We start from the raw sequence: 19,201 nt of genomic DNA, 5'->3' as shown, positions 1-19,201 counted from the left end.
GCCGTACTCCCACCATGGTATTCGAACGCATGTTCGAACACCACACGTCAGGCTAGGGAGGACGCCGGACACGATAAGCGCGCAGGTCACGGGCGCATACGTCACCCCTCAGGCACGGGGCAGACCCGGGGGTGGGACGAGAAAGCGGAGCCAGACGGACAACGGGCTCACCGCCGAGGCAGGGTCACCGCGGCGTCGGGGTCACCAGGACGGCAGCGCCGGAAGCGGGCCGTCGGCCTCGACGTTCTCGCCGTCACCACGGGCCAGCCAGGCCAGCAGGCCCTCGCGGTCGGACTCGACCCTCAGGGCGCCGTCGCCCACGACCCACTCGTCGCGCTCCTCGGTCACCAGGGTCATGCCGGGGGCGCCCTTCGCGCGCATGGTCCGCACCGCGGCCTCGACGGCGTTGAGCAGCGAGTCCGGGTCGGCCTCCTCGATGGTCCACGCCGTGTCCAGGTCGTGGTGGTGCACGACGACCTCGGAGATGCGCAGCGCGACGATCGAGGTCACCGGGATCTCCTTGCCGTGCAGGTCCACGGACTCGACGGCCAGTTCGCCGCTGAGCCGCTCGCACTGCTCCGCGAAGAACGCGGACGACTCGCGAAGGCGGCGGAGCAGCTCCTCGCGGGGCAGGGCGGCCAGTTCGTCGATCTCCCGGTCCCGCGCCTCACGGGAGGGGTAGAGCTGCTGCTCCTCACCGGTGGTGGCCCAGTCGATGAGCCGCACGAGTGCCCGGCCGTTGGAGGCGAGGTGGGCCAGCACGTGGGCCCTGGTCCATCCCTCGCACAGCGACGGGGCACGCAACTCCTCCTCGGACAGGGAGGCGGCGGTGGCCTCGAACATGGCGGTCTCCCGGCCGAGGCGGGACAGGTCGGAGTGCAGTCGCGCTGGATTGATCATGAAGGCCACCCTATCCACGCGCCGGGGGGCGTTCCACCGTCCGGACGGGTCCATCCAGACGGGTCCGGACGGCATCAGGAGGTTGCGGATCTCAACGGCCCGCCGGTGCCGCACCCCCCGGCGGAGGACTGGGTAAACCCCTCATATGATGCAGGTCACTCCTCTGGGACTCTGGAACGCAGCCCGGGGACCGGCAGCCGGCCGGCCCACCACGAACCGATCCGAGAGGACCGACAGTCCATGTCACACCCTCCCACCCCCCTCGCCCACGATCCGCGCCAGGAGGCACGCACGGCCAACTGGGTCGCGGCGATCGTCTGCTGCGCACTCGTCTTCGACGGCTTCGACCTGACCATCTACGGCACCGTGCTGTCCACCCTGCTCGATGATCCGAGCCAGATCGGGCCGCTGGACGGCGCCGCGGCCGGCGCCCTGGGCTCCTACGCCCTGATCGGGGTCCTCGTCGGCTCCCTCACCTGCGGATTCCTGGGCGACCACTTCGGCCGCCGCCGGCTCATCCTCGGCGGCATCGCCTGGTTCTCCATCGGGATGTTCATCACCGCGCTGACCACCTCGGTGGCGGCGTTCGGCGTGATGCGCCTGCTCACCGGACTGGGGCTCGGGGTGATCCTGGCCACGGCCGGGGCCACGATCGCCGAGTTCGCCCCGGCGGGCCAGCGCAACTTCTACAACGCCCTCGTGTACTCCGGGATCCCCGCCGGCGGCGTCCTGGCCGCGCTGCTGGGCATCGTCCTGCTCGAACCGCTGGGCTGGCGCGGACTGTTCATGATCGGCGCCACGCCGATCCTGTTCCTGCTGCCGCTGGCCTGGTTCAAGCTCCCCGAGTCACCCCGCTGGCTGCACGCCCGCGGCCGCATCGAGGAGGCCCGTGCCGCCTCCGCGCGGACCGGGGTGCCCCTCCTGGAGGAGATCGTGGTCCAGCAGGCCGGCGCGGCGCCGGCCAAGCGGGGATTCGCAGCGGCCTTCTCCCGCCAGTTCTTCCTGCCGACCGTCCTGCTGGGCTTCATGTCCTTCTCCGGCCTGTTGCTCACCTACGGCCTGAACACCTGGCTGCCGCGCATCATGGAGGGCTACGGCTTCGACAAGGGTTACTCCCTGTCCTTCCTGCTGATCCTCAACAGCGGGGCCGTGCTGGGCGGGATCGTCGCCTCGCTGGCCGCCGACCGGCTCGGTGCGCAACGGATCGTGGCCACCACCTTCGTCCTGGCCGGGATCACCCTGGCGCTGATGACCTTCCAGTTCCCGGCGCCGGTCCTGTTCCTCTACATCGCCGTGGCCGGGGTCGGCACCCTGGGCACCCAGGTGCTGATCTACGGGTTCAGCTCGAACTACTACACGACCAACGCCCGCGCCGCCGGGGTCTCCTGGGTCGCCGGCTTCGGGCGCATCGGTGGCGTGCTCGGGCCCCTCATCGGGGGCTGGCTGACCGCGGCCGGCGTGGGCGGCAGCACCGCCTTCTACATCTTCGGCGGCGTGGCCCTCTTCGGGGCTCTGGTCACCCTGGCCGTGCCGCGGCAGTCCCGGCTGGAACGGGCCACGGACACCGCGGCCACGGCGGACGTCCCCGGCATCGCCGGCGCCACCGGGCACCATGGCGTCGAGGCCGGCGAGCCGGCGAGCGCGGTCCCGGCGTCGCGAGCCTGAACGCCTCCGTGCGGCCCGCCGCCGTCCCTCAGTCCTCGGGACGGTAGCGGGCCGCCAGCTCGCTGCGGGACCGGACGCCGAGCTTCCGGTAGATGCGCGTCAGGTGGTACTGGACCGTCTTCTCCGCCAGGAACAGCGAGCGCGCCGTCTCCTTGTTGGTGGCCCCGTGCGCCACGAGCTCCACCACGGCCTGTTCCTGCGCCGTGAGGTCGACGTCGGCCCGGCCCGCGGCCACGAGCACGGGGTCCGCGGGGGCGTCGACGGGGCCGACGTCCATCCCGGTGGCCTTGAGCTCGCGGTCACAGCGCTCGACGTAGGTCACCGCTCCCAGGGAGTCGTAGAGGTCCTTCGCCACCTGGAGCACCGAGGAGGCCAGCCGGCGCTTCCCCGCCCGGCGCATGCTCTGGCCGAAGGCGAAGCTGATCCTGGCCTGCAGGTAGGGCCGGTGCAGTCCCCGCAGTTGCCCCAGTGCGGACTCGAAGTGGTCGCGCGCGGCGTCCGGGTCGCCCTGCGCGGCGAGCAACCGGCCCCGGGACCAGGACATCCGGGCCTGGTCGGAGGGAATCGCCCGCTCCCGGCACAGTCCCTCGAACGCGGTGAGGAACTCCTCGGCGCGCTCCAGCCGGTTCGTCATCACCAGGGCGTTGACATAGGTGTCCTGCCACGGCCAGAAGGAGACGCGACCGGCCGTCCAGGGGTCGATCTCCGTCAATGGCTCGAGCGCCTCCAGGGCGCTCTCGTAGTCGGACCGGGCCTCGTGGAACCGTGCCCTGGCCAGGTGGGCGGGCACGAGCATGGCCCGGTAGGTGCCCGGGTGGACGGCGGCCCTGGAGACGTAGTGACGCGCCCGTTCCCAGTCCCCCCGCATGGACCACAGCTCGGCGGCCGTCCAGTACAGCAGGGGTCCGATCAGGGGCATCCGGGCCGATTCCAGCCGGACCGAGGCCCGGGACACCGTGGCCGCTGCGGCGTCCCAGTCCCCCAGCACCAGTTGGGTCCGCGCCAGCCAGGCCTCCGCCCACAGGGAGATGCGCAGCGAACCGCCGCGATGTTCCGTGGGGGTGGCCGCCTCGAAGCCCACCAGCGCCGACTCGACCTGGTCGGCCCGCAGGGCCAGCCAGGCGGCACCCATCTGGATCCGCTGCTTCTGGGCGTTCTCCCCGGCGCGGGCGGTGGCCCGCTCGTAGGCGGCCTCGGCCTCCTGCAGGCGCCCGCGGGCATACAGGCCGAGCCCGTAGATGGCCTCCGACTCGATGTGTGCCGGGCTGCCTGCCTCGGTCAGGGACATCGCCGTCTCGCCCCACTCGGTCATCAGCGGCCCGTCCCACGACGCCAGGCCGTGCAGGACGAAACGCTGGGCCGCCTGGGCGGCCGCCGCCGGGTCCCGGTCGGCGTCACTGGTCCGCCACGCCTCCTCGAGATGGTGACGGGCGCTGCGGCTCTGGCCCGAGACGGTCGAGAGGTAGCCCAGGACCGAGGAGCGCAGGGAGGAGGACGGCATGGCCTCCACGGCCGAGGTCCAGGTCTGGGCCCGGGCGATGTCCCCGGCGCCGACCGAGGCGTCCACCGCCCGCAGCAACCGGTGGTCGTGCCGTTGCGGGTCCGTGGTGAGACGGGCCGCGGAGAACAGGGCGGACGAGACGTCCTGCCACGCGCCCCGTTCGCCCTGCCGGGCGGCGAAGTCCTCGAGCTCGGCGGCCAGGTCCGCGTCCGGTCCGGCCGCGGCGGCCACCCGGTGGGCCAGCCGATCGGCCTCCAGGGGCACGACGGCGGCCGCGCGCCGGTGCCGGGCCAGTCGCCTGCTCGGCAGGGCCTGTTCGTAGATCGCCTCGGCGGCCCCCGGCTCGACGAAGGAGACCGCCGAGCCGTCGTGGTCCACGGTCCACCGCAGCAGTCCGGCGCGATGGCCCTCGTCCAGGGCCTCGATCACGGCCTCCGGCCCGCTGAGACCGCTGACCGCCTGGATCTCGGCGAGCCCGGCCGGAGAGCCCAGCACGGCCAGGGCCTCGGCGACCTCGACCAGTCCCGGCGTGGCATCGGCCATCAGTCCCCGCACCCGGGACTGCATCCGGGCACTCGCCGGCAGCGACGGGAACCAGCTCTGCCAGGTCTCCGGCGGCATCTCCTGCAGCAGTTCCAGGATCGGTCGCGGCAGTCCCCGGGTGTGCCGGACGAGGCCCTGCGCCGCCGTGTCCCCCAGGTCCAGCCCGAACCGGGACCGAGCGAGCCGGCGGACGTCCTCGGCGTCCAGGGGGTCCAGGCGCAACTGGCGGACCCGGTACTGGCCCAGGAGGTCGCGCAGGCCGGGGGGCAGGGCGTGGGAGTATGACGGGTCGAGGGTGAACAGGAAGAGCACCTTCGAGGACTTCAGCCGCCGCATCACGAACACCAGGATGCGCACGCTGGCCTCGTCGAGATGGTGGACGTCGTCCACGGCGACCACCACGGGCCCCCGCAGCTGCAGTGTCTCCAGGTGGGTGGTGAGGGTGGCGGCGTAGTTCGCCGCCTGGGCGACGCTCAGTTCGGGCACCGGCATGGCGGGCGGCATGGGCGTGGCGTCGTAGCCCTTGGCCGACCGCAACGGTGCGGTGTCCATGAGCTGGGAGTACCCGGCCAGGGCCAGCTGGGACTCCCAGGCGTCCCCCACGGCCTTGAGGACCCGGATGCCGCGGCCGGCAGAACGGCAGTGCTCGAGGAAGGACTCGAGCACCGCCGTCCGGCCCGATCCCGAGGGGCCGCTGAGCACCACGGTGCCCACCGTCCCGCGGCGGGCCTGGCGCAGGGCCTCGTCCAGCTCGGCCAGGACCCCCGCGCGGCCGACCAGCACCCGGTCCGGTGCTGTCTCGCCGTCGGGCACCGTGTACTGCATGCGGACGAGACTAGCCGACGTGTGGGTGGCGCCCGTCACGGGGCGGACGCCACCGGCAGCCGCGCTCAGCCCAGGTCCCCCCCGGCGACCGGCAGCACGCTCCCGGTCAGGTACGAGGCCTCGGCGGAGGCGAGGAACACGATGGGCGCCGCCTGCTCGTCCAGCGTCCCGTAGCGCTTCATGAACGAGGACTCCACCGTCTGGTCGACGATGGCCTGGTACCACTGCCTCTCCTGCTCGGACTCCGCCTCGGGGCCCCGCTTCACCTTCCGCGGCGGCGCCTCCGTGCCACCGGGAGCGGTGGCGACGACCCTGATCCCCCGTCCGGCGACCTCCATGGCCAGGGACTGGGTGAGCGCGTTGACGCCGCCCTTGGCCGCCGCGTAGGGCACCCGGTTCATGCCGCGCGTGGCGACCGAGGAGACGTTGACGATCACGCCCGAACCCTGCGACAGCATCGTGGGCAGCACGGCGCGGCAGCTCCACAGCGTGGGGAACAGGGACCGGCGGATCTCGCGTTCGATCCGTTCCTCGTCGTACTCCTCGTAGGGCCGGGCCCAGATGGTGCCGCCGACGTTGTTCACCAGCACGTCCACGCGGCCGTGGGCGGCCACCGCGGCCTCCACGGCCTCGGCGGCACCCGCGAACGTCTCCAGGTCCGCGGTGACCGAGGTGGCCGAACCGCCCGAACCGGTGCGGCCGGCGTCGTCGTTGATCCCCCGGGCCACCTCGTGGACGAGGTCGGCGCGGTCCACGAGCACGACGGCGCCGCCCTCGGCCGCGATGCGCTCGGCCACCTTCTGCCCGATCCCCTGGGCGGAGCCGGTCACGACGGCGACCTGGTCCGCGAATCGTCCCGGGGTCAGGAACTGACCGGCGTAGGTCTGCACCATCAGGCCCCGGCCACCTTCGCGTCGATCGCGGTGTCCATGGTGCCCTTGGCATCACGGGCGTGGTTCATGATGACCTCCCGTGCCCGGTCCCGGTCCTGCGCCTCGAAGGCCGAGACGACGTCGAGGTGGTCCTGGGCCACGCGCGAGAAGATCTCCGTGCCCTTCTCGAAGGTCGCGGCCATCTGGGCGTGGATGTCCAGGCGCCGGTAGGACTCCAGCAGGGTGGGGTTGCCGGAGATGGTGAAGAGGTACTCGTGGAACTCCTCGTTGGTCCGCACGTACTCCTCCGGGTCACCGACACGGTCGCCGTCGACGAAGTCGACCGTGGCCTCCGCCAGTCGGCGGAACTGGGCCATCTGCTCGTCGCTGAGCCGGCCCATCATGAGCTCGGTGATCGCCAGTTCCAGGCCCATCCGGGCGTCCAGGTGGGCGAAGCTGTCCTCCTTGCGGAAGTCCAGCCGGCCGGTCTCCAGCGAGGAGATCGCCTCGGCGGCGGTGAGGGTGTCACCCTCGGCGGCCACCTGCTCGGGCGGGACGGGCGCGCCGGTCTCGGCGTCCCCACCCGTGGTCTCCTTCGGGGCGAAGCGCTCGAAGTAGAGGTTGGCGGGCTCGATGCCCTCGGAGTCCAGCCACTTCGAGACGGCATTGACCATGGGCGGCGGACCGCACAGGTAGATGTCCACGTCGCCCTCGTTGACATGGGTGGGCTCGATGACCTGGGTGACGTAGCCGGTGTGCGGGGCGGAGGTGCCCGGCTCGGAGGCGATGTAGTCCCACGTGAAGTTCGGCAGTCGCTCCTCGTAGGCGCGCAGCCAGTCCAGGCCCACGATGTCCGCCTCGCGGGTGACGCCGTAGACGAGGTGGACGGGGTACTGCGTGGGGCCCTCGCACAGCTTCTCCAGGATGGACAGCAGCGGGGCCAGGCCGGTGCCGCCGGCCAGCAGCAGCAGCGGCCGCTTGGGCTCGCGCAGGAAGAACGAGCCGTAGGGCCCGGTGAACTCCACGGTGTCCCCGACCTGGGCGCGGTCGCGCAGGTACTCGGACATGGCCCCCTGCGGGGAGATGCGCACCATGAAGGAGGTCTCGTCCACCTCGGGACCGGTGCTGAAGGAGTAGGACCGCTCGGCGTCGGTGCCCGGCACCTTGATGTTGACGTACTGGCCCGGCAGGAAGGCGAGGTCCCCGCGGTTCTCCGGGGTCAGCGTGAAGGAGATGGTGGACTCGGAGTGCTTGTCCAGCTGGGTCAGCGTGGAGGTGAACGCGGCCGCCGAGGTCTTGGCCGACTCGGCGGTGGCCGGTACCTGGATGCTCATGTCCGACTCGGGCACGGCCTGGCAGGTGAGCAGGTAGCCCTTCTCCAGCTCCTCCTCGGTCAGCGCGTCGTCGATGAAGTCGCCCGGGTCGAACGAACCGGAGTCGCAGAACGACTTGCACGTGCCGCAGGCACCGTCGCGGCAGTCGGCCGGGATGTTGATGCGCGCCTTGTAGGCGGCGTCCATGATGGTCTCGAAGTCGCCGACCTTGACGACCTTCGTCACGCCGTCCTCGAAGCTCAGGGCTACCTTGTGTCCCATGGGTCCTCCTTGGTCCGGGCCGCATCCCGCGGCCCGCTGAATCGTGGGTGGTGGCCGGCCGCGCGCGTCGGCGGCCGGAAGGTCCCGGGGGACCTCAGATCATGTAGATGTCCACCACGTGGTGGATGTAGTCGTTCTTCAGCACGACCTTCTTGCTGCGGATGACCGGCTCGGCCCCCGAGAGGTCGATGGTGTAGAAGCTGGTGCCGAAGTACGTGTCCGTGGACTGGTACCGGTAGTACAGGGTGAACCAGTTGAATCGGACCTTGACCTGGTCGCCGTCGCGCTCGAGCACCTCGACGTCGGTGATGTTGTGACCGGTGCGCGGATCCGGCAGGGAGGTCGCGGAGGACCGGTCGGTCTTGATGCGGAAGACGCGGTCCTCGATCCCGCCCCGGTTGTCGTAGTAGATCAGGGAGATCTCGGACTGCGGGTCCTCGGTCAGCTCGTCGTTGTCGTCCCACGCCGGCATCCAGAACTCGGAGTCCGGGTGGTAGCACTCGAGCCACTCGTCGAAGTTGCGGTCGTCGAGCAGTCGGGCCTCCTTGTACAGGAAGGCGCGGACGGTCTCGAGGGTCACGATGTCCTCGGTGGTCTTGACGGTGGGCACCGCGGTGGCAGTGGTGGTCATGGGAGCAGCTCCTCGCAGTTCGTGTCGGTCTCGGTCAGGCCAGGGCCGGCTCGGCTGCGGATTCCTCCGCGGCGACCGCCTGTTCCATGACCTCGTGCCAGTACATGTGCTGGATCGGGTACAGGCCCTCGTCCTCGGTGCGCACGCCGGAGGCGATGACGTCGTTCATGCCCAGGGCGGCGGCCTGCTCGTCCGGGCCGTCGACCTGGTGGGTGGAACCGCGGGACATGTCGTTCCACTGGGCGGTCTTGGCCCAGTAGGTCTTGTTGCAGGAGCGGAACTCCTCCAGGTCGTCCGGGGTGGCCATGCCGGTGGCGTTGAAGAAGTCCTCGTACTGGCGGATGCGCTTGGCGCGGTTCTCGGCCGACTCACCCTTGGGAGCGATGCAGTAGATGGTCACCTCAGTCTGGTCCGCGGAGATCGGCCGGAAGTGGCGGATCTGCGAGGAGAACTGGTCCATGATGTAGACGTTCGGGTAGAGGCACAGGTTGCGCGAGATGTTGATCATGAAGTTGGCCATCTCCTCCCCGTACTTCTCCACCAGTTCGTCGCGGCGGTCCCACAGCGGGCGGTCCTGGGGGTTGGTCCACTCCTGCCACAGCAGCAGGTGGCCGTGCGGGTACGAGTAGAACCCGCCCTTGACCTTGCCCCACTTGCCGGCGTCCATGGCCTTGGTGGTGTTGGCGGAGTCGCCGGCGGTCCGGCGGGCGGTGGTGGCGGCGTAGTTCCAGTGCACCGAGGTGACGTGGTAGCCGTCGGCGCCGTTCTCGGCCTGGACCTTCCAGTTGCCGTCGTACGTGTAGGTGGAGGCGCCGCGCAGGACCTCGAGGCCCTCCGGGGACTGGTCCACGATCGAGTCGATGACCTTGGTGGCGTCCCCCAGGTGCTCCTTGAGCGGCAGCACGTCCGCGTTGAGGGAGCCGAAGAGGAAACCGCGGTAGGAGTCGAAGCGGGCGACCTTGGTCAGGTCGTGGGAGCCGTTGGTGTTGAAGCCCTCCGGGTAGCCGCCGTTGCGGCCGTCCTTGACCTTGAGCAGCTCACCGGAGTTCTTGAACGTCCAGCCGTGGAACGGGCAGGTGAAGGTCGTGCGGTTGTCGGTCTTGCGACGGCACAGCATCGCGCCGCGGTGGGAGCACGCGTTGACGATGCAGTTGAGCTTCTCCTCCTTGTCCCGGGTGATGACCACCGGGGTGCGGCCGATGTGGGTGGTGAAGTAGTCCCCGACGTTGGGGATCTGGGACTCGTGCGCCAGGTAGACCCAGTTGCCCTCGAAGATGTGCTTCATCTCGAGTTCGAAGATCTCCTCGTCGGTGAAGATCTCGCGCTTGGCCCGGATGATGCCCTTCTCACGGTCGTCGACCACGGCGTCGGTGAGGACTTCCCGGACATGGGACAGGTTCTCGGTCATGGCGTTCTCCTTCTGGCAGTGACACCGCGCTCCCAGGCCGACAGGCCCGTTTCCGGCGCGATGGCGGAAAGTACGCCTGCCAGTCTGCCGAACGGTGACTGCGCTCACATCAGGGGAACCCCTAGGGCTGACCAAGGGGGTGATCCATATGCTGCTGCTACTCAATCCGTGGCGGCAGGCTCTTGGATCTCCGCCCGCCACGGGGCCTATGCTGGCCCGCGGGACCAGGGGTTGTTGCCCTCGTCACGCCGTGGCCCGGGCCCGGGCGTTCGCCCAGGGTCCGTCCCGGCCCGTCACGACAGTCCAGCGCCTGGCGCGCACCCCCAGGACGGAGGCGCCGATGCCCGAGCAGCGCCGCACCGCGCCGTCGTGCCCTGCCGGCCCCCGGCCCGGCTCACGCCCGCAACGCGGCGTGGTCCCCGCGTTCGAGCAGCCGGGAGACCGCGAAGCCGGTCACGATGCCCCAGAACGCCGAGTGGAGGTTGAACAGGTCGAGTCCGGAGATGGTCACCACGAAGGTCACGAGGGCACCCATCGTGAACGTGGTCGAGAAGGCGGTGACGAACGCCTGGAGCAGCGCCCGCAGCATGGCGATCCCGCCGAGGGCGAGCACGAACGCCTCCGGCGTGGCCAGCATGAACCGCACCAGCCCGGGGGCGAGCAGGGCGCAGGCCAGGGAGAGCACCGCGTAGACGAGGGCGGCGGTGTACTGGCGGTGCCGCTGCCCGGAGGCGGTCAGCAGGGCGTTCGTGGGACCGGTGACGCAGGCGGACACCGCCCCGAAGACCGCATTGACGAGCGAGAACACCCCCGAGGCGACCGCGAACGAGGTGATCGGCGGACGGTGCCCGGCGGCGCGCAGGACGGCGATGCCCTGGCCGTTCTGCACGAACAGCACCGTGATGGCCAGCGGCACCACGAGCTCGAGCTGGGCGGCCCACGTGAACTCCGGGACGGTGATCACCGGGGCGGCCAGCACGGGGCCGTCACCCCGCAGGTCGAACTGGCCGCTGAGCACCACGGCCGCGACACCCACGAGGAGCGTGCCCAGGACCGGTGGCAGGACCCGCCCGAGCACCGGCACCGCGGACAGGACGAGGTACGCGATGACCATGGGCGCGGCCACGGCCGCGTTGCCCCGCGTGGCGTCCACGATGTCCGTGCCGAAGCGCAGGAAGACCGCCGCGACCATGGCCATGATGATCGGCATGGGGATGGCCGTCATGACGCGGCGCACGAGTCCGGTCATGCCGAGGGCGAGCACGAGCACCCCGCAGCCGAAGAACGCCCCCACCACCTCCGCGAAGGACAGGTGCTGCAGCGAGGGCCCCAGCAGCACGGTGCCGGGGATCGACCAGGCGAAGCCCAGCGGCTGGCGGTACACGAGGGACATGACGATCGTGGCCAGCCCCGCGGAGAGGAAGATGCCGAAGACCCACGAGGCCAGTTCGGCCTGGGTCAGTCCCCCGGCCAGGCCCACCGCGAGCGTGACGGCGATCGGCCCGGAGGCGGAGAACACCACGCCGACCAGTCCGTTGGCCGCATACTCGGGGCCGAGGTCGCGCCACGCCCGGCGCGGCCCCGCCGGACGTCCACCGGGGCGTTCGAACAACGGTTCGCGCCCCGGTGCCGCCGCCTGCGGTGGGTTCTCCGTGGTCGTCATCTCCGCTCCTCCTCGTCGTCGGCCGTGCCAGTCCATCATGACCGGGACCTCAGGGGACGCCACCAGGGGTGCCCAGCCCAACCTGGGTATGGCATGCCCAGGCTGGGCCGGGGTGGCGTCGGCCCCGGCGGCGACGACCCCGGGCCACCCGTCCACGACGGGACCACACGAGGACTGGACGACAGGACGACCACGGGATGACGACAGTGGGACCGCGAGGCGGCAGGGACGGGAGGCAGGGATGACGGCAGGATCGGACAGGCGAGCGGACGCGGAGGACGTGGAACCGGGGGCCCGGCTCGGGGACTTCCTCCGGGCGCGCCGCGCGCTGGTGGACCCGCCCCGGCACGGCGGGGGCCGGCGTCGGGTCCCGGGACTGCGCCGGGAGGAGGTCGCGGCACTGGCCCGGGTCAGTACGGACTACTACACCCGTCTGGAGCAGGGCCGGCACCGCCGCCCCTCGGATTCAGTGCTGGCCGCGCTCGCCGGGGCGCTCGAGCTCGACGACCTGGCCACCCGGCACCTCTTCGACCTGGCCCGGTCCGTGCCCGTGTCCGCCAGGGGGGCGGTGCCGGAACCGGTCCAACGGGTCCGGCCCTCCCTGCACCTGCTGCTCGAGTCGTTCACGGAGCACCCCGCCTTCATCCGCGGCCGCCGCACGGAGGTGCTCGCCATGAACCGGCTCGCCGCCGCGCTGCTCGCGGACCTGCCCGCCCGTCCCGCGCGGGAGCGCGCCCTGGTCCGCTGGGCCTTCCTGGACCCGCAGGCCCGGCAACGGTACGTGGACTGGGAGGCGGTTGCCTCCTCCATGGTCGGCACCCTGAGGCTCGACGCCGGTCGTCACCCGGGCGATCCCCTCCTGGACCGCCTCGTGGCGGAGCTCACCGCCGGCAGCGCCGAGTTCCGCGACTGGTGGGCGGACCACCGCATCGCGGAGCGGCGCGACGGGACCAAGCGACTGAACCACCCGGTGGTGGGCCGGGTGGACGTGCGCTACGAGGCCCTGGAGGTCACGGGCGTGGAGGACCAGACGATGTTCGTCTACACCACGGACCCCGGCAGCGACTCCCGCGCCGCCCTGCACCGGCTGGCCGGGCTGGTCGCCGCAGACCGGGCCCCCGTGGTGTCACCGCGCGCCGGTCAGGCGGAGACGTAGTCCGGGAAGGCGGCGGGCTCCGCCAGCGGCTTCTTCGCCGGGGCCATGTCGATGCCCAGGTCCCGGGCGAACACGGTGTGGCTGCCGGTGTAGACCTTCTCCGCGTTCTCGTCGAGGGTGAACACCCGGGCCCCGCGCAGGGTGTGCGTGTCCGCGGTCCCGTCGTTCAGGCCGTAGGTGCCGAATCCGGTGCCCGGGCCGTAGCCGAGCTCGATGCCGAAGTAGTCACCGATGAACGTGTTGATGTGGTCGTGCCCGCAGTACATGCCCAGCACGTCCCCGCGTTCCAGCGCGGCCGCGTACATGCCCGAGTTCACCAGGCCGGTGTAGATGCCCTCGTTCTTGACCCCCTCGATGCCGTGGCGTTCCACGGCCGCCGCGTGGCCGGCGTCGTCCGAGGTGAACTGCTGGCCGTGCCACATGTGGTGGAACTCCCAGACGGGGATGTGGAAGAACATCAACGACGGGACCTTGCCATACCGCTTCTCGGTGTCCCGCGAGAGCCGCTGGTACCAGTCGATCTGCTCCGGTCGGATCCAGTCGTAGGCCATCAGCCCGTCGTGCCCCTGGCCGCCGACGGTATCCGGCGCGTAGCGGCCGGAGTCCAGCAGCCACAGGCCGAAGGCCGCGCGGTTGCCCTTCGAGGAGCGGATGAGCAGGTGTGCGTTCGACTCACCGGGGACGCCCCTCCCGCCCTCGTCCACGGCCGGGTTGAGGTTGTGCTCGTACTGGCGCAGGAAGTCGACGATCTTCGCCTCGACCATGGAGGTGCCGTTCTCCTCGACCGAGTCCTCGTCGTGGTTGCCGAAGGTGATGGCCCACGGGATGCCCCGCGACTCCATCGGCATGACGACGTTGTTGTAGGCCTGCTTGACCTCGCGGTCCGTGCGCGGCGAGCCGTTGATGACATCCCCGTTGATCACCACGAAACCCGGCTTCTCCCGCTCGAGCACGCCCTCCATGAGCTCGATGGTGCGGCGGTCGGTGAGGGGGCCGTCCTGGGTGTCGTTGAACTGCACCACCGTGAACGTCCCGTCCCGGCCGAAGGACAGCGGCATCCGCCCGGCCGCGGTGGAGCGGCGGCCGGGTGCGGCGTGGGCCGCGGAGGGCAGCGCGGACAGCAGCCCGGCGGCGGCCAGGGCGCCACCGCCGGCGAGCAGGCCGCGGCGGTGGAAGGACGGGGTCTGTGCGGTCATGGATGGGCTCCTCAGGGTCGATGGTGTCCGCCCCGGCGGGCGGGCCCAGCGACCGTAGGAGACCCACGGGACGGACCGGAGACCGTCAACCGGCCGTCAGGTGTCCTGCGGGTGACGCCAGGGGAAACACCCCGTCCCCACGGCGGCGGGCACCCATCGCCGGGGCCGGTCAGACCAGCGTGTCCTGCTGCCCGGCCCGGCCGAGCGGCTCGATCAGCTCGGGACCGTTGTTGCGCACGTTGCCCACGGCCGGGCCGACCTCGTCGAGCGTCCAGGCCGCGGCGGTCCGGTAGGCCTGCTCGCGCACCCGGTCCACCAACTGGCCGGCGGCCTCGGCGCTGGGCAGCTTGTCCGGCTCGAGCCACGCGTCCATCGTCTCTGCATCCATCGGCAGCGGGAGCCGGTCGTGCAGGCCGTGCAACCGCTCGAGGGTCTCGTCCCCGGTCCCGGCCTCCGGCGAGGGCCCGGTGAGGATGGTGCAGCTGAGCAGCCACCGGTGCGGGTCGTCCTCTGGCAGCGCCTCGTCCTTCCACCACTCGTAGAGACCGGCGAAGTAGATCAGCGAACCGTCGGCGGGGTGCACGTAGAACGGTCTCTTGCCGGCCCCCTTCGCGGTCCCCGCGGCGGGCTTGAGCCACTCGTAGTACCCCTCCGCCGGGACGGCGCAGCGCCGGGCGCGCACCGCGGCACGGAACGTGGGTTTCTCCGTCACGGTCTCGGACCGCGCGTTGAACGCCCGCGCGCCCACCGAGACGTCCTTCGCCCAGGGCGGGACGAGGCCCCAGCGGGCCACGTGGACCTCCCGGCGCGTCCCGTCCGTCTCCGCCTCACCCGATGCCGGCACCGCGCGTTCCAGCACCACGGCCACGTCCGTGGTGGGCGCGACGTTCCAGTTCGGGCGCAGCTCGAGGTCCTCCTCGGGCTCGACCGCACCGGATTCGGCCACCAGGTCACCGATGGCCCGGGCCATCACATACCGTCCGCACATGGGATAAGTCTGCCGCACGGGCAGGACGACGCAATGGGTCACCGGAGGGGACGCCAGGTGAACTGTCCCGGCGTTTGTGGTGGGATGGTGCCGAACCCTGTCGCCAGAGAAGGAGCATCATGCCGCAGAAGGTCAAGGCCGTCGTCGCGATGGCCAAGGACGCCCCGGTCAGTATCGAGACGATCGTCATCCCGGATCCGGGCCCGGGCGAGGCCGTGGTGGACATCCTCACCTGCGGGGTGTGCCACACCGACCTGCACTACGTCCAGGGCGGGATCGGGGACAACTACCCGTACCTGCTCGGCCACGAGGCCACCGGGACCGTCTCCGCGGTCGGCGCCGGGGTCACCGACGTGGCGGTCGGGGACAAGGTCATCCTGAACTGGCGTGCGGTCTGCGGTGAGTGCCGGGCCTGCAAGAAGGGCCAGGCCCAGTACTGCTTCAACACCCACAACGCCACCCAGAAGATGACATTGGAGGACGGCACCGAGCTGGACCCCGCGCTGGGCATCGGCGCGTTCGCCGAGAAGACCCTGGTGGCCGCCGGACAGTGCACCAAGGTCTCCGGCGTCACCGATGAGCAGAACGCCGCCGCCGGCCTGCTGGGCTGCGGCATCATGGCCGGCATCGGCGCGGCCATCAACACCGGCGCGGTCGCCCGCGGGGAGTCCGTGGCCGTCATCGGCTGCGGCGGCGTGGGCACCGCGGCGATCGCCGGGGCCGCCCTGGCCGGGGCGACCACGATCATCGCGGTCGACCTCGACGACCGCAAGCTCGCCAAGGCCCGGGAGCTCGGCGCCACCCACACCGTGAACTCCACCGAGCGCGACGCGGTGGAGGCCATCCAGGAGCTCACCGGCGGCTTCGGCGCGGACGTGGTGATCGACGCGGTCGGGCGCCCGGAGACCTACACCCAGGCCTTCTACGCCCGCGACCTGGCCGGCCGCGTGGTGCTGGTGGGCGTGCCGACCCCGGAGATGACCCTTCAGCTGCCGCTGGCCGACGTGTTCGGCCGCGGCGGGTCGCTGAAGTCCTCCTGGTACGGGGACACCCTGCCCAGCCGGGACTTCCAGATGCTCATCGACCAGTACCACCTGGGCCGGCTGGACCTGGACGCCTTCGTCACCGAGACCATCACCCTGGAGGACGTCGACGCCGCCTTCGCCAAGATGCACCGCGGGGACGTGCTGCGCTCGGTGGTGGTGCTCTGATGGCACGTGTCAACAAGCTGGTCACCTCCGGGACGTTCTCCCTGGACGGGGGCACCTGGGAGGTGGACAACAACGTGTGGATCGTCGGCGACGACGAGAGCTGCGTCGTGATCGACCCGGCCCACGACGCCCAGGCCGTCGCCCGGGCCGTGAACGGGCGCCGGGTGCTGGCCATCCTGCTCACCCACGGCCACGACGACCACATCCGCGCGGTCCAGGCGTTCCGCTCCCTCGTGGACGCCCCGGTGCTGCTGCACCCCCAGGACCGGATGCTCTGGGACGCCGTCTACCCGGACCAGGCCCCGGACGGGACCATCACCGACGGGGACACCTTCACGGTGGGAGGGACCACCCTGACGGCACTGCACACCCCGGGCCACTCCCCCGGCTCGGTCTGCTTCCACGCCCCGGAACTGACCGGCCCGGACGGTGCCCGGGGCGTGGTCTTCACCGGCGACACCCTGTTCCAGGGCGGGCCGGGCGCGACCGGCCGGTCCTACTCGGACTTCGACACCATCATCGCCTCCATCAAGTCCCGCCTGCTCACCCTGCCGGAGCAGACCACCGTGCACACCGGCCACGGCGACTCCACCACCATCGGCGCCGAGGCCCCGCACCTACAGGAATGGATCGACCGCGGGCACTGATCCGGTGGACGCATCCACACCGAACGACACCGGATCGGCCGGCACCGGGAACCTCGTCCTGCTGGGCGGGGCCTCCGGCGCCGGCAAGTCCTACCTGGCCCGCACCTACGGACGGCCGCACCTGCAACTGGACGCCTTCTACCGGGAGGCCGCCGAGGATGCCGCCGCCGGGGGCGCGGGACCGCTGTTCCCGCGCACCGAGTACGGCCAGGTCGACTGGGACGATCCGGTCACCTGGAACGGCCGGGCCGCGGTGGATGCCATGGTCGAGCTGCTGGAGACCGGCCGGACGCGCGTGCCCGAGTACTCGATCACGGAGTCGGCCGTCGTCGGCCACGCCACGCTCGAACTGGCCGGCGGTCCCGTCGTCGCCGAGGGCATCTTCGCCGCGGAACTCCCCCGCGTGCTGACCCGGCTCGGCCTCAGACCGGGGACCGACTTCCACGCGTGGTACATCGACCAGCACCGGCTCCCGACGGCGGCGCGTCGGCTGGCCCGCGACCTCGCCGAGCGTCGGAAGCCGGTGCCCTTCCTCGTCCAGCGAGGCTGGTCCCTGCTGCGCACCGAGGCCGCACTGCGCGCCCGCTACCTCGAGGCCGGATTCACCCCCGTGCCCAAGGCCGAGCTGCACCGCCGGCTGGCCACCGGGGAGTAGGCCCGCCCACGACCGGTCAGCCGGCCGGGACGCGTGCCAGCAGGCCCGCCCACGACCGGTCGGTGATCCTGGTCCGCACGCCGGCCCGCGTCCCGGCATAGGCCTCGCGCAGGGACGCGGCGACGGCCTCCACGGTGATCCCGGGGTCGGCGTCACTGGCGGCGCCGGCCGTCGCGGGGTCCCAGTCCAGCCCCAGTGCCGCGTAGACGTCCGTCAGCACGGCCCGCACCGGCGCGGGGTCCTCGACGACGAGCGACGAGGAGAACAGCCACGCGCCCTTGACCACCCTCTGGGCGGTCCCGGCGAGCTTCACCGGACCGCGCGCGGCACCGTCCGGGCCCGGGGGCAGGGAGGTGTGCACCGAGAACTCCCCGGCGCAGTACTCCCCCGGGACCTCCCCGACGGCGGCCGGCACGCCCCGGGCGCGGAACACGTCGACGAACAGCTCGCCGAAACCGGAGAAGCGGTCCCGGAAGCCCTGCATCGCGTCGGTGTCCCGCTGGACGTGGTCCACCACCAGGCTTCCCCCGTGGTAGGCGGCCGCGCGCCCGCCTGCGCGTCGGACGACCGGGGCGAAGCCGTGGTCCCGGCAGGCCTGCCGGGCCCGGTCGAAGCCGGGCAGCCGCGCGTCGCGCTGGCCGAAGGCCACGGTGGGCTCGGGCCGGTAGAGCCGCACCACCGGGTCCGTCAGCCGGCCGGCCTGGGCGGCCCGCAACAGCGTGACCGCGTAGTCGAGGTCCTCGGCGGCGCCCAGTGAGCTCTCCTGCCGGACCCAGTCCAGGGCCTGGTGCAGGGAACCGTCCGACGCGGGATCAGTCATCTGCGGCGGGGACCCGGCGCACCGTCTGGATCTGTTCGGAGTGTCCGAACGGCCCCAGCTCGTCGTGCAACACGGCCGAGGTCAGGCCGATCCCGTCCGTGCCGAGGTTGGACGTGGTCGCCAGTCCGAGCCACGGGCCGACGGGCTCGCGGTACAGGTGCACCTGCAGGTCGACGTTCGGGTAGCCGTAACCACCCGGCCCGTTCGGGACCACCGGCGCGACCCCGTTGGCGGTGTCCACCATGCCCATGAGCCGCACGAGGTCGGAGGTCGGCTCCCCCGCGATCATCTCCACGGAGGAGGTGAGCCAGCACCGGCCGCGGCCGTCGGCGTGGTCGTCGGCGGCGAGGATCTGCAGGGACCGGATGTACCCGCCGGGCCAGCGCTCCGCCATGGTCCGGAACGGGCTGCAGTCCTGGCGCGGGGTGAGGCCGGCATCGTTCACGACGCCGACCGGGGACGTGTCCGAGGTGACCAGCCGCCAGGCGCGGGCCACGAGGGCGGTCCGCCCCTGGGCCTCGAGGGTCGACTCCACGAGCTCGATCGTCCGGCCCGGGCGGACCGTCCGCGTGGTGACGGTGAGCGGGCCGTAATGCAACGTCCCCAGGATCTCGAAGGACAACCGCGCCAGCCGCAGTCCCTCCCGAGGCTCGTGCGCCAGGATCTCCGCGGTGAGCAGTCCGGAGACCGGGGCCATGTGCAGTTCGTCGTCGCGCCACGCACCTTGGGCGTGGATGACCGAATCGAAGTCCGAGACGCGGACACCACCCTCGACGCGCGGGGGCGAGGTGCGCTGGAAGTTCGCGTCGACGTCGTGCTCCTCGGTGCCGGGCTGCCCGGCGGCAGTGGTGGAAGTCATGGGCTCCATCCTGCCACCGCCGGGCGGCCAGCCGCTCAGCGTGCCAACCGAGTATGGGTGGCGACG

Annotated in this window: 16 protein-coding genes; 5 read left to right on the top strand and 11 right to left on the bottom strand. The window is 71.6% G+C overall.

The genetic code is table 11. The features are described 5' to 3' along the window. Positions 1 to 201 precede the first annotated feature (201 nt). Positions 202 to 900 carry a maleylpyruvate isomerase family mycothiol-dependent enzyme gene (locus CITRI_RS0100080; protein WP_029138893.1) on the bottom strand — a complete coding sequence of 233 codons (699 nt, stop codon included), beginning with the start codon at positions 898 to 900 and terminating at the stop codon, positions 202 to 204. A gap of 240 nt (positions 901 to 1,140) precedes the next feature. On the opposite strand from CITRI_RS0100080, the gene CITRI_RS0100075 reads away from it, so the two are divergent. Next, positions 1,141 to 2,565, top strand: coding sequence for an aromatic acid/H+ symport family MFS transporter (locus tag CITRI_RS0100075; protein WP_010142478.1), 1,425 nt, complete (start codon positions 1,141 to 1,143; stop codon positions 2,563 to 2,565). 28 nt (positions 2,566 to 2,593) lie between these two features. On the opposite strand, the gene CITRI_RS0100070 is transcribed toward CITRI_RS0100075, so the two are convergent. From CITRI_RS0100070 to CITRI_RS0100045, 6 genes are all read right to left on the bottom strand, one after another. After that, positions 2,594 to 5,434 carry a LuxR family transcriptional regulator gene (locus CITRI_RS0100070; RefSeq protein ID WP_010142477.1) on the bottom strand — a complete coding sequence of 947 codons (2,841 nt, stop codon included), beginning with the start codon at positions 5,432 to 5,434 and terminating at the stop codon, positions 2,594 to 2,596. 65 nt (positions 5,435 to 5,499) lie between these two features. Further along, entirely contained in the window at positions 5,500 to 6,327 is an 828-nt protein-coding gene (locus CITRI_RS0100065) for a 1,6-dihydroxycyclohexa-2,4-diene-1-carboxylate dehydrogenase (RefSeq protein ID WP_010142476.1), read from the bottom strand. Beyond that, positions 6,327 to 7,901, bottom strand: coding sequence for a benzoate 1,2-dioxygenase electron transfer component BenC (gene benC, locus CITRI_RS0100060; RefSeq protein WP_010142474.1), 1,575 nt, complete (start codon positions 7,899 to 7,901; stop codon positions 6,327 to 6,329). The genes CITRI_RS0100065 and benC overlap by 1 nt, the downstream gene beginning before the upstream one ends. Before the next feature lie 94 nt (positions 7,902 to 7,995). After that, on the bottom strand, positions 7,996 to 8,532 hold the full coding sequence (benB, locus tag CITRI_RS0100055) for a benzoate 1,2-dioxygenase small subunit (RefSeq protein WP_010142473.1): 537 nt from the start codon (positions 8,530 to 8,532) through the stop codon (positions 7,996 to 7,998). A 34-nt stretch (positions 8,533 to 8,566) separates the two neighbouring features. Beyond that, positions 8,567 to 9,940: a benzoate 1,2-dioxygenase large subunit gene (gene benA, locus CITRI_RS0100050; protein ID WP_010142472.1), complete on the bottom strand. Its 1,374-nt coding sequence runs from the start codon at positions 9,938 to 9,940 to the stop codon at positions 8,567 to 8,569. 394 nt (positions 9,941 to 10,334) lie between these two features. Next, on the bottom strand, positions 10,335 to 11,603 hold the full coding sequence (locus CITRI_RS0100045) for a benzoate/H(+) symporter BenE family transporter (protein ID WP_010142471.1): 1,269 nt from the start codon (positions 11,601 to 11,603) through the stop codon (positions 10,335 to 10,337). 241 nt (positions 11,604 to 11,844) lie between these two features. Between CITRI_RS0100045 and CITRI_RS0100040 the strand changes: the two genes are divergently transcribed. After that, positions 11,845 to 12,759 carry a helix-turn-helix transcriptional regulator gene (locus tag CITRI_RS0100040; RefSeq protein ID WP_010142470.1) on the top strand — a complete coding sequence of 305 codons (915 nt, stop codon included), beginning with the start codon at positions 11,845 to 11,847 and terminating at the stop codon, positions 12,757 to 12,759. On the opposite strand, the gene CITRI_RS0100035 is transcribed toward CITRI_RS0100040, so the two are convergent. After that, positions 12,744 to 13,955 (bottom strand): metallophosphoesterase family protein, encoded by a 1,212-nt coding sequence (locus CITRI_RS0100035; RefSeq protein WP_010142469.1) that lies wholly within the window; start codon positions 13,953 to 13,955, stop codon positions 12,744 to 12,746. The two genes, CITRI_RS0100040 and CITRI_RS0100035, sit on opposite strands and share 16 nt — an antisense overlap. 169 nt (positions 13,956 to 14,124) lie before the next feature. Then, the gene (locus tag CITRI_RS0100030; RefSeq protein WP_029138890.1) at positions 14,125 to 14,943 is read right to left on the bottom strand and encodes an SOS response-associated peptidase; all 819 of its coding nucleotides are present in this window, start codon (positions 14,941 to 14,943) and stop codon (positions 14,125 to 14,127) included. A 119-nt stretch (positions 14,944 to 15,062) separates the two neighbouring features. Between CITRI_RS0100030 and CITRI_RS0100025 the strand changes: the two genes are divergently transcribed. Genes CITRI_RS0100025 through CITRI_RS0100015 form a run of 3 tightly spaced genes read left to right on the top strand, consistent with a single transcriptional unit; the run spans position 15,063 to position 17,456 of the window. Next, positions 15,063 to 16,154, top strand: coding sequence for an S-(hydroxymethyl)mycothiol dehydrogenase (locus CITRI_RS0100025; protein ID WP_010142467.1), 1,092 nt, complete (start codon positions 15,063 to 15,065; stop codon positions 16,152 to 16,154). After that, positions 16,154 to 16,801 (top strand): MBL fold metallo-hydrolase, encoded by a 648-nt coding sequence (locus CITRI_RS0100020; RefSeq protein WP_010142466.1) that lies wholly within the window; start codon positions 16,154 to 16,156, stop codon positions 16,799 to 16,801. The genes CITRI_RS0100025 and CITRI_RS0100020 overlap by 1 nt, the downstream gene beginning before the upstream one ends. Positions 16,802 to 16,805: 4 nt before the next feature. Further along, positions 16,806 to 17,456: a uridine kinase gene (locus tag CITRI_RS0100015; RefSeq protein ID WP_010142464.1), complete on the top strand. Its 651-nt coding sequence runs from the start codon at positions 16,806 to 16,808 to the stop codon at positions 17,454 to 17,456. Positions 17,457 to 17,472: 16 nt separating this feature from the next. On the opposite strand, the gene CITRI_RS0100010 is transcribed toward CITRI_RS0100015, so the two are convergent. Together CITRI_RS0100010 and CITRI_RS0100005 are read right to left on the bottom strand one after the other, a co-directional pair. After that, positions 17,473 to 18,276, bottom strand: coding sequence for a hypothetical protein (locus CITRI_RS0100010; protein WP_010142463.1), 804 nt, complete (start codon positions 18,274 to 18,276; stop codon positions 17,473 to 17,475). Further along, a complete protein-coding gene (locus CITRI_RS0100005) occupies positions 18,269 to 19,135 on the bottom strand; it encodes a thioesterase family protein (RefSeq protein WP_010142462.1) in 867 nt (288 codons plus the stop codon). The genes CITRI_RS0100010 and CITRI_RS0100005 overlap by 8 nt, the downstream gene beginning before the upstream one ends. Positions 19,136 to 19,201 lie beyond the last annotated feature (66 nt).

Source organism: Citricoccus sp. CH26A, assembly GCF_000224415.1.
GTDB lineage: Bacteria > Actinomycetota > Actinomycetes > Actinomycetales > Micrococcaceae > Citricoccus.
This window is presented reverse-complemented; position numbering and strand designations above follow the sequence as displayed.

Bases quoted from the DNA above. Each gene is read 5' to 3' on its own strand.
- CITRI_RS0100080 (WP_029138893.1), bottom strand. From the start codon at position 900: ATGATCAATCCAGCGCGACTGCACTCCGACCTGTCCCGCCTCGGCCGG.
- CITRI_RS0100075 (WP_010142478.1), top strand. From the start codon at position 1,141: ATGTCACACCCTCCCACCCCCCTCGCCCACGATCCGCGCCAGGAGGCA.
- CITRI_RS0100070 (WP_010142477.1), bottom strand. From the start codon at position 5,434: ATGCAGTACACGGTGCCCGACGGCGAGACAGCACCGGACCGGGTGCTG.
- CITRI_RS0100065 (WP_010142476.1), bottom strand. From the start codon at position 6,327: ATGGTGCAGACCTACGCCGGTCAGTTCCTGACCCCGGGACGATTCGCG.
- benC (WP_010142474.1), bottom strand. From the start codon at position 7,901: ATGGGACACAAGGTAGCCCTGAGCTTCGAGGACGGCGTGACGAAGGTC.
- benB (WP_010142473.1), bottom strand. From the start codon at position 8,532: ATGACCACCACTGCCACCGCGGTGCCCACCGTCAAGACCACCGAGGAC.
- benA (WP_010142472.1), bottom strand. From the start codon at position 9,940: ATGACCGAGAACCTGTCCCATGTCCGGGAAGTCCTCACCGACGCCGTG.
- CITRI_RS0100045 (WP_010142471.1), bottom strand. From the start codon at position 11,603: ATGACGACCACGGAGAACCCACCGCAGGCGGCGGCACCGGGGCGCGAA.
- CITRI_RS0100040 (WP_010142470.1), top strand. From the start codon at position 11,845: ATGACGGCAGGATCGGACAGGCGAGCGGACGCGGAGGACGTGGAACCG.
- CITRI_RS0100035 (WP_010142469.1), bottom strand. From the start codon at position 13,955: ATGACCGCACAGACCCCGTCCTTCCACCGCCGCGGCCTGCTCGCCGGC.
- CITRI_RS0100030 (WP_029138890.1), bottom strand. From the start codon at position 14,943: ATGTGCGGACGGTATGTGATGGCCCGGGCCATCGGTGACCTGGTGGCC.
- CITRI_RS0100025 (WP_010142467.1), top strand. From the start codon at position 15,063: ATGCCGCAGAAGGTCAAGGCCGTCGTCGCGATGGCCAAGGACGCCCCG.
- CITRI_RS0100020 (WP_010142466.1), top strand. From the start codon at position 16,154: ATGGCACGTGTCAACAAGCTGGTCACCTCCGGGACGTTCTCCCTGGAC.
- CITRI_RS0100010 (WP_010142463.1), bottom strand. From the start codon at position 18,276: ATGACTGATCCCGCGTCGGACGGTTCCCTGCACCAGGCCCTGGACTGG.
- CITRI_RS0100005 (WP_010142462.1), bottom strand. From the start codon at position 19,135: ATGACTTCCACCACTGCCGCCGGGCAGCCCGGCACCGAGGAGCACGAC.